The sequence below is a fragment of the Sphingomonas bacterium genome (assembly GCF_903644055.1).
GTDB lineage: Bacteria > Pseudomonadota > Alphaproteobacteria > Sphingomonadales > Sphingomonadaceae > Sphingomonas_I.
Genome location: NZ_CAHJXD010000165.1, coordinates 1 through 8388 on the forward strand (window position 1 = coordinate 1; position 8388 = coordinate 8388).

Genomic DNA, 8388 nt, shown 5'->3' on the forward strand with positions numbered 1-8388 from the left:
CGGCGCGGGCGGGCTGGTCTCCGCGAGCGCGGCGAGCGCGCGCGCGATCCGCCCCGCCTCCTCGCTCAACTGGCGGAGGCCGGGCAGCGCATCCTGCTCGCCGACATTGCCCGACCCCCGCGACGCGAGCCCGACCGCGATCGCGGCGGCGCGATCGATCGGATCGGGATCGACGAGCAATATCACGCGATCGCCATCGAGGCGGGCTGCGGCGCAATCGATCTGCGCGGCATCGATCTCGGCGATCAGCGCGCAGCCCTGCGCCGCCGCCGCCGCGAGGCGATCGAGCAGGGCGTCCGGCAGCGCCATGTCGCGGAGATCGGCGACGATCAGGTCGAGCGGCCCGGCGGCATCCAGCGCCTTGGCTCCCTCGGCCGGCCGCGCGGTCGCGACGATCCAGCCGCCGCCGCCGCGCGCATGATCGGCGAGCGCTGCCTGCACGCCCGCATCCTCCGCCAGGATCACCGTCTTCGCCGCCATCCGCCCCGCATTCCCGCAGGGGTCGCGCAGCGTCAAGCGCGCCCGCGCCCCAAGGAACCCGGAAGGCGCCCCGCGCGCTTGGCGAACGGCAAACAGGAGACGACCATGAGCGACTATGCGGCGCGCAACGGCGAAGGGCTTCACCGGATCGCCGACGACGATCCGGTGGCGCTGCGGGTGCTCAAGGACGAGCATCACCGCTTCCGCGAGCTTTTCCAGGCGGCCAAGGAGGCCGAGGGCGACGCGCTCAAGGCGATCGGCGACGAGCTCTGCCTGCGCCTCGACGTCCATATGACGATCGAGGAGGAAATCCTCTATCCCGCGGGCCGGACGGTGGGCGAGGCCGACGAGGTCGACGAGGGGATCGTCGAGCATGCGGCGGGCAAGACGCTCGCCGGCCAGATCGCGCAGATGGACGGCACCGAGGAGCTCTACAAGAGCAAGGTCCATGTGCTCGGCGAACAGACGATCCACCATATCGACGAGGAGGATCAGGAATTGTTCGAGGAGATGAAGGAGGCCCACCAGGAGGGCAAGATCGACCTCGACGCGATCGGCGAGGAACTCCGCGCGCGGCAGGCCGAGCTTTACGCCAAGGTCGAGGACACGGGCGATCTTGGCGCCACGCAGGAGGCGGATGCGGAGGAGACTCCGGTAGCGTAAAGGCGATCGGGTCGCGGCCGACGCCGTCGAAGGCGGGGGTCCGGGTCGTTATGGCTCTGAAGCGATATCAAATCAGGCGTCACCCCGGACTTGATCCGGGGTCCCGCTTCTTCTTCAGCGTCGGCAGGCAGCGGGACCCCGGATCAAGTCCGGGGTGACGGTACGCCTTACTTCGGCTCGGCGGGCTTCTTCTTGGCGCGCGTCACCCACAGCAGGGCCGCCGCGATCGCCGCCGATCCGATGCCGGCGCCGACGAGCAGCCCCTTGTTGCCGCCCGCATCCTTGGCCTTGGCGGCGGATTTGCGGCGTTTCGGCGCGGGCTTCGCGCCTGTCGATTTCTTGCGCGCGGCCATCAGTGCGCCATCGCTTTCACGATTTCCTCGACCATCTTCTTGGCATCGGCGAGCAGCATCATCGTATTGTCCATGTAGAAGACGTCGTTGTCCACCCCGGCATAGCCGACGCCGCCCATCGATCGCTTGATGAACAGCACGGTCTTGGCCTTTTCGACGTCGAGCACCGGCATGCCGTAGATCGGCGAGGTCTTGTCGGTCTTGGCGGCGGGGTTGGTGACGTCGTTGGCGCCGATCACGAAGGCGACGTCGGTCTGCGCGAATTCGCCGTTGATGTCCTCCAGCTCGAACACTTCGTCATAGGGCACGTTGGCCTCGGCGAGCAGCACGTTCATGTGGCCGGGCATGCGGCCCGCGACGGGGTGGATCGCATATTTGACGCTGACGCCCTCCTTCTTGAGCAGGTCCCCCATCTCGCGCAGCGCGTGCTGCGCCTGCGCCACCGCCATGCCGTAGCCGGGGACGATGATGACCTGGTTGGCCTGGCTCATCAGGAAGGCGGCATCCTCGGCCGAGCCGCGCTTCCACGGGCGCTGCTCCTTGGCCTCGCCGCCGCCGGCGTCCGCCACCGCGCCGAAGCCGCCGGCGATCACCGAGAGGAAGCTGCGGTTCATCGCGCGGCACATGATGTAGCTGAGGATCGCGCCCGAAGAGCCGACCAAGGCGCCGGTGATGATCATCGCCGAATTGTGCAGCGTGAACCCCATCGCCGCCGCCGCCCAGCCCGAATAGCTGTTGAGCATCGAGACGACGACGGGCATGTCCGCGCCGCCGATCGGCACGATCAGCAGGAAGCCGATCGCGAAGCTCAACGCGGTGATCGTGAAGAACACCCAGGGCGCATCGTCGGTTACGAAATAAGCGACGAGCGCGAGGATCGCGGCAAGCGTGGCGAGGTTGATGACGTGGCGGCCGGGCAGCAGGATCGGCTTGCCGCCCATGTTGCCGTTGAGCTTGAGGAAGGCGATCACGCTGCCGGAGAAGGTGATCGCGCCGATCGCGATGCCGAGGCCCATCTCGATCCGGCTGACGGGGTGGATGTGGCCGGTGAGCGGATCGAGGATGCCGAACGCCGCCGGGTTGAGATAGGCCGCCACCGCGACGAGCACCGCCGCCAGGCCGACGAGGCTGTGGAAGGCGGCGACGAGCTGCGGCATGTCCGTCATCGCGATCCGCTTCGCGGTCGTGAGGCCGATCGCGGCGCCGATGCCGATCGCGGCGAGGATTTCGAACATCGTTACCCAATCGATCGCGACGGGCGACAGGAAGCAGGGCGCGGCGATCGGGCAGACCATGTAAGCGGTGCCGGGAATGTGCGTGACGAGCGTGGTCAGCACCGCGACGGTCATCCCCGCCATGCCCAGCCGGTTGCCGCGCCGCGAACTGACCGGGCTAGACAGCCCGCGCAGCGCGAGGATGAAGCACACCCCCGCCGCCAGATAGGCCAGCATCGCCCACGCGGGCACCGCCAAGGCTTGCGTCATCTCTGTCCCCTTACGTCCGCGCGCCTATTTGGCGGCGGGACGCTCCTTCTTCTTGTACATCGCGAGCATCCGCTCGGTCACCGCGAAGCCGCCGAAGATGTTGACGCTGGCGAGCACGACGCCGAGCAGCCCGAGCCACTTCGCCGTCGCGGCACCGCTGGCCGCACCCGCGATCAACGCGCCGACGATGATCACCGAGGAGATGGCGTTGGTCACCGCCATCAGCGGCGTGTGCAGCGCCGGCGTCACCGACCAGACGACGAAATAGCCGATGAAGCAGGCGAGCACGAAGATCGTGAGGATAGAGAGGAAATCCATAATTACTCCTGATCCTCCCCGGCACGGGGAGGGGGACCGGCCGCAGGCTGGTGGAGGGGGCCCGCCACGATCGATGCGATCGAAGCAGCGACCGCATCGGCATCCCGAAGTACATCCGCTGCGGCAAACCTTGCGACCCGATATCCGTTTTCGTTCAGAAACTGGTCGCGCAGAATATCGCGGGCCGGTCGGTTGGCACGATTGTGCGCTTCTCCGTCGATCTCGACGATCAGCCGACTCGATCCAAAACAGAAGTCGACGACGTAAGGCCCGATAGGATGCTGTCGGCGGGCTTTCGCGCCGGCACGGCCGCCGCGAAGCCGCTCCCACAACATGACTTCAGGAAGCGACATCTTTTTCCGGAGGGCACGGGCGGTGACTACCTCGGGCCGGCGGAGGGGTGGAGAGCCCCCTCCACCATGCTGCGCATGGTCCCCCTCCCCTTGCAGGGGAGGATCGAGATAGGAGATCACGACAGCAGCCTCGGGTTGACGATCTTGCCGCCTTGCGTCACGCGGATCGCGTCGCCGATCTCCGCATCCAGCACCGGCCGCCCCGTTTCCTTGTCCCAGAAAGCCGAGAGGAAATTGTAGAGGTTGCGGCTGAACAGCGCGCTGGCGTCGGCGGCGAGCGTGCCGGCCATATTTCGCGCGCCGACGATCTTGACGCCGTGGCGCACGATCGTCTCGCCCGAGACCGCGCCCTCGACATTGCCGCCGCTCTCCCCCGCCAGATCGACGATCACGCTGCCCGCCCGCATCGTCGCGATCTGCGCGTCCGAGACCAGGCGGGGTGCGGCGCGGCCGGGAATCAGCGCGGTGGTGATGACGATATCCTGCTTGGCGATGTGCGCGGAGACGAGTTCGGCCTGCGCCTTCTGATATTCGGCGCTCATCTCGGTGGCGTAGCCGCCCGAGCCTTCGCCCTCGATGCCCTGGACTTTCTCGACGAAGATCGGCTTGGCGCCGAGCGACTGGATCTGCTCCCTAGTGGCCGAGCGCACGTCGGTGGCGGAGACCTGCGCGCCGAGCCTGCGCGCGGTGGCGATCGCCTGGAGCCCCGCGACGCCGACCCCCATGATGAAGGCGCGCGCGGCGGATACCGTGCCCGCCGCGGTCATCATCATCGGAAAGGCGCGGCCATATTCGCCCGCCGCGATCAGCACCGACTTGTAGCCGGCGAGGTTCGATTGCGAGGAGAGGATGTCCATCGATTGCGCGCGCGTGATGCGCGGCATCCATTCCATCGCCAGCGCCTCGATCCCGGCGGCGGCATAACCATCGAGCCGCGCGCGATCCGCGAAGGGGTTGAGCCCGGCGACCAGCCAGGCGCCCGGATTAGCACCCGCGAGGCTCGCCGCATCCGGACCCTGCACGCCGAGGATGATCTCCGCGCCGGCGAGCACCGCACTGCGCGCGCCGACCTCGGCGCCGGCATCGGCGAACGCCTGATCGGCGATCGAGGCGCCCTCGCCCGCGCCCGTTTCGACGGCGAGCGTCGCGCCCAAGGCGGCGAATTTCCTGACGGTCTCCGGCGTCGCGGCGACGCGGCTTTCTCCGGCGGCTTCCTCTTTGACGACCGCGATGCGGATCGCCACGCCTAGCGCGCGATGATCAGGACGACGATCGCGGCGATGATCGCGCAGACGATGGCGCCCCAGCGCGCCATCGCGAGAAAGTTGCCGTAAGAGCGCTCGTGCGCGGGCATGTCCATTTCTGCGCCGTCAGCCATATTCGGTCCCCTTGCCTTGGATCGCTTCGTGGCGCCGCCTTAAACCCGTGGCGCGCAGGCCTCAAGGGCGAGCAGCGATGCGGATGCGAAACGAGTGAGTCCGCCGGGCAACACCGCAATGGCTTGAGCCCGAAAGTGCCGCCGACTCCCATATGATGTGGCGGTCGGGCGGCGTCGCTGCTCCGACGGAATATGCGCGATCGGTGCTAAGTCTCTGGACTCTTGACCTGCCGCCGCCGCGGACTCACCCTGGCGACCGGATCGAAGGGGTCGGAAGCATGGGGGCGTTACGTTCGATAGCGAGGCAGGCCCGCGCGCGGCCGACGCTCGCGCTCTTGCCGCTCGACACGATCATCGCGGGCGACTGCATCGCCGAGATGGCGAAACTGCCCGATCGATCGATCGACATGATCTTCGCCGATCCGCCCTACAACCTCCAGCTCGGCGGGGACCTGCATCGCCCGGACGGCAGCCAGGTCGACGCGGTCGACGACGATTGGGACAAGTTCGATACGTTCGCCACCTACGACCGTTTCACCAAACGCTGGCTGGCCGAGGCGCGGCGCGTGCTCAAGGACGACGGCACCTTGTGGGTGATCGGCAGCTATCACAACATCTTCCGGGTGGGCGCCGCCTTGCAGGACGAAGGCTATTGGCTGCTCAACGACATCGTCTGGCGCAAGGCCAACCCGATGCCCAACTTCAAGGGCACGCGCTTCACCAACGCGCACGAGACTTTGATCTGGGCGGCGAAGAGCGCGAAGAGCCGCTATACCTTCAACTATCGCGCGATGAAGGCGCTCAACGACGATGTGCAGATGCGCTCGGACTGGGAGCTGCCGATCTGCGGCGGGCAGGAGCGGCTGAAGGACGAGGACGGCGCGAAGGTCCACCCGACGCAGAAGCCCGAGAGCCTGCTGTACCGCGTGATGCTGGCGGCGAGCCGGCCGGGCGATATCGTCCTCGATCCCTTCTTCGGCACGGGAACGACGGGCGCTGTCGCGCGCCGGCTCCGGCGGCGCTGGATCGGGATCGAGCGCGAGCCGCGCTACATCGCGGCGGCGGACGCGCGGATCGCCGCGACGCTGCCGCTCGACGAAAGCGCGATGGAAGGGATGCCCGAGCGCAAGGGGCAGAAGCGCGTCGCGTTCGGATTGTTGGTCGAGAGCGGGGTCGTGGCGCCGGGGACGCGGCTGTGCGATGCGCGGCGGCGCTGGCATGCCGAGGTCAAGGCCGACGGCAGCCTGGTCTGCGATACGCTGGCGGGATCGATCCACAAGCTCGGCGCGACTCTGCAGGGCGCGCCCTCGTGCAACGGCTGGAGCTTCTGGCACATCGAGGAGGCGGGCGGGCTGGTGGCGATCGACGCGCTGCGCCAGCGGCACCTGGCGGGGTAGGAGCGACACGCCTGTTTCCGCGAAACGGGCGTGATCGCCGAACCGCCGAAAACATTGTTAACGAATATAAAGGTTTGTGTTCATTGCGCTTTAAACTCTAACCACTACCGTCCACGCATGGACAAGCGACCCACTTGCACCGGTTGCCGGGACGGCACAGCTTTCGATATTCCCTTCACGATGGCGTTCCAGCCCATCGTCGATACGGTCACCGGCCAACCCTTCGCCTACGAAGCGTTGATCCGTGGCATTGGTGGCGAGAGCGCGGCCAGCGTCCTGGGGCAGGTTACGGACGGTAATCGCTACGCCTTCGATCAGGCATGTCGCGTCAAAGCGATCGAAAGCGCCATGGCGGCCGGACTGATGAAGACCGACGCCTGCCTCTCGATCAACTTCCTCCCCAATGCGGTCTATTCCCCCATCGCTTGCATTCAACTGACGCTGCAAACGGCGCGGGCAGTCAACATGCCGATCGATCGGCTGATCTTCGAATTTACCGAGGACGAGAAAATGGGCTCCCCCGAGCACGTCGCCTCGATCATCGATACGTATAAGGAGATCGGGTTCAAGGTCGCCATCGACGATTTCGGCGCGGGCTATTCCGGCCTCGATCGATTCGCGCGATTTCACCCCGATGAACTCAAGCTCGACATGGATCTTGTCCGAGACATCGATGGCGACCGCCGCCGGCAGGCGATCATCCGCGCCGTGGTTCAGATGTGTCACGATCTGGACACGATCCTGATCGCCGAAGGAGTCGAAACCGCTGCCGAGGCGGCAACGCTGCGCCGCCTGGGCGTGCGCTACCACCAGGGATATTGGTATGCCCGGCCCGGGCTCCAGATTCTCCCGGACATAAGGCCGGAATGCCTTGCGCCGGACGCTTTTGCGTTTGGGCGACGGTGGCCGCCTCGGGCATCAGCCGCGCGTTAGGCGATACCAAACTGGCGCCCGCCCGCCTTCGCGTTATGGCGGAGGCATGAACGAGCGCCTCTATTTCCGGCCCACCGGCTTCGTCGATGCTCCGTTCGGCCACCATGAGAAGGTGCTTCGGCTGGCGGGCGGGCTCGTCTGGTTTTCGGCGGTCGAGGCAGTCATCGCCGACGGTGCCAAACGCGTGCGGCAGGAACTGTTGCCGATCGAGCGGCTCGATGCCTGGCTCGATGCCCTTCCCGCGCCGATGCCCGAGCAAGGCCGGCTTCTCCTCGCCCGCCTGACCGCGCCGCGCGCGCCGCTGACCGTCGGCGCGCGCGCGATCCGCCTCGATCAGCCGCAGGCGATGGCGATCCTCAACGTCACGCCCGACAGCTTCTCCGACGGCGGCGTGCACGGCGCCGATCCCGCCGCCGCCGCCGAGGCGGGGATGCGGATGATCGCGGCGGGGGCGGCGTTGCTCGATATCGGCGGCGAATCGACGCGGCCGGGGGCGGCGCCGGTGTGGGAGGGCGACGAGATCGCGCGCGTGTTGCCCGTCCTCCGGCGGCTGGCGCGCGCGGAGGCGGCACTGTCGATCGACACGCGCAAGGCCGGCGTGATGGCGGCGGCGCTGGAGGCGGGCGCGGGGATGGTCAACGACGTCTCGGCGCTGACCTACGATCCCGAGGCCCTGGCGCTGGTCGCGGCGCGGGGGTGCCCGGTGGTGCTGATGCACCACCAGGGCGATCCCGCGACGATGCAGCGCGACCCGCATTATGAGGATGCGCTGATCGAGGTCTACGACTGGCTGGAGCGCCGGATCGCGGCGGCGGAGGCGGCGGGGATCGATCGCGCGCGCATCCTGATCGATCCCGGCATCGGCTTCGGCAAGGCGGTGCGGCACAATCTGGCGCTGTTGAACGGGCTGTCGCTATTCCACGGGCTCGGCTGCGGGATCGTGCTGGGCGCGAGCCGCAAGCGCTTCATCGGCGCGCTGGCGGGGGAGGCGCCGGCCGAGGCGCGGCTCGGCGGATCGCTGGCGGTGGC

The 8388-nt window shown here is 67.7% G+C and carries 10 protein-coding genes and 1 pseudogene; 4 read left to right on the forward strand and 7 right to left on the reverse strand.

Going from position 1 to position 8388, the window contains the following annotated elements; all coding sequences use genetic code 11:
- A pseudogene (locus HUU94_RS07145) lies at positions 1-480 on the reverse strand (hypothetical protein); the annotation flags it as partial.
- A 105-nt stretch (positions 481-585) separates the two neighbouring features.
- Between HUU94_RS07145 and HUU94_RS07150 the strand changes: the two are divergent.
- The gene (locus HUU94_RS07150) at positions 586-1143 is read left to right on the forward strand and encodes a hemerythrin domain-containing protein (protein ID WP_174274405.1); all 558 of its coding nucleotides are present in this window, start codon (positions 586-588) and stop codon (positions 1141-1143) included.
- A 167-nt stretch (positions 1144-1310) separates the two neighbouring features.
- Here the strand turns inward: HUU94_RS07150 and HUU94_RS07155 are convergent, their stop codons facing one another.
- The 6 genes from HUU94_RS07155 to HUU94_RS07180 are packed head-to-tail and all read right to left on the reverse strand — an operon-like array spanning position 1311 to position 5029.
- Positions 1311-1496, reverse strand: a complete 186-nt coding sequence (locus tag HUU94_RS07155) for a hypothetical protein (protein ID WP_174274406.1) — start codon at positions 1494-1496, stop codon at positions 1311-1313.
- Positions 1496-2980: an NAD(P)(+) transhydrogenase (Re/Si-specific) subunit beta gene (locus tag HUU94_RS07160; RefSeq protein ID WP_174274407.1), complete on the reverse strand. Its 1485-nt coding sequence runs from the start codon at positions 2978-2980 to the stop codon at positions 1496-1498. The genes HUU94_RS07155 and HUU94_RS07160 overlap by 1 nt, the downstream gene beginning before the upstream one ends.
- Before the next feature lie 24 nt (positions 2981-3004).
- A complete protein-coding gene (locus HUU94_RS07165; protein WP_174274408.1) occupies positions 3005-3298 on the reverse strand; it encodes an NAD(P) transhydrogenase subunit alpha in 294 nt (97 codons plus the stop codon).
- A gap of 2 nt (positions 3299-3300) precedes the next feature.
- On the reverse strand, positions 3301-3771 hold the full coding sequence (locus tag HUU94_RS07170; RefSeq protein WP_254602021.1) for an endonuclease domain-containing protein: 471 nt from the start codon (positions 3769-3771) through the stop codon (positions 3301-3303).
- Positions 3768-4889 (reverse strand): NAD(P) transhydrogenase subunit alpha, encoded by a 1122-nt coding sequence (locus tag HUU94_RS07175; protein ID WP_174274414.1) that lies wholly within the window; start codon positions 4887-4889, stop codon positions 3768-3770. Before HUU94_RS07175 ends, HUU94_RS07170 begins: the two co-directional genes overlap by 4 nt.
- Positions 4890-4897: 8 nt before the next feature.
- The gene (locus HUU94_RS07180; protein WP_174274409.1) at positions 4898-5029 is read right to left on the reverse strand and encodes an aa3-type cytochrome c oxidase subunit IV; all 132 of its coding nucleotides are present in this window, start codon (positions 5027-5029) and stop codon (positions 4898-4900) included.
- A 278-nt stretch (positions 5030-5307) separates the two neighbouring features.
- Between HUU94_RS07180 and HUU94_RS07185 the strand changes: the two genes are divergently transcribed.
- The 3 genes from HUU94_RS07185 to folP form a co-directional block, all read left to right on the forward strand.
- Positions 5308-6426: a site-specific DNA-methyltransferase gene (locus tag HUU94_RS07185; RefSeq protein WP_174274410.1), complete on the forward strand. Its 1119-nt coding sequence runs from the start codon at positions 5308-5310 to the stop codon at positions 6424-6426.
- Positions 6427-6543: 117 nt separating this feature from the next.
- Positions 6544-7359 carry an EAL domain-containing protein gene (locus HUU94_RS07190; protein WP_254602023.1) on the forward strand — a complete coding sequence of 272 codons (816 nt, stop codon included), beginning with the start codon at positions 6544-6546 and terminating at the stop codon, positions 7357-7359.
- 46 nt (positions 7360-7405) lie between these two features.
- A partial coding sequence (gene folP / locus HUU94_RS07195; protein ID WP_174274412.1) for a dihydropteroate synthase occupies positions 7406-8388 on the forward strand: 983 nt, incomplete at its 3' end.

Bases quoted from the DNA above. Each gene is read 5' to 3' on its own strand.
- HUU94_RS07185 (WP_174274410.1), top strand. From the start codon at position 5,308: ATGGGGGCGTTACGTTCGATAGCGAGGCAGGCCCGCGCGCGGCCGACG.
- HUU94_RS07180 (WP_174274409.1), bottom strand. From the start codon at position 5,029: ATGGCTGACGGCGCAGAAATGGACATGCCCGCGCACGAGCGCTCTTAC.
- HUU94_RS07155 (WP_174274406.1), bottom strand. From the start codon at position 1,496: ATGGCCGCGCGCAAGAAATCGACAGGCGCGAAGCCCGCGCCGAAACGC.
- HUU94_RS07160 (WP_174274407.1), bottom strand. From the start codon at position 2,980: ATGACGCAAGCCTTGGCGGTGCCCGCGTGGGCGATGCTGGCCTATCTG.
- HUU94_RS07150 (WP_174274405.1), top strand. From the start codon at position 586: ATGAGCGACTATGCGGCGCGCAACGGCGAAGGGCTTCACCGGATCGCC.
- HUU94_RS07165 (WP_174274408.1), bottom strand. From the start codon at position 3,298: ATGGATTTCCTCTCTATCCTCACGATCTTCGTGCTCGCCTGCTTCATC.
- HUU94_RS07190 (WP_254602023.1), top strand. From the start codon at position 6,544: ATGGACAAGCGACCCACTTGCACCGGTTGCCGGGACGGCACAGCTTTC.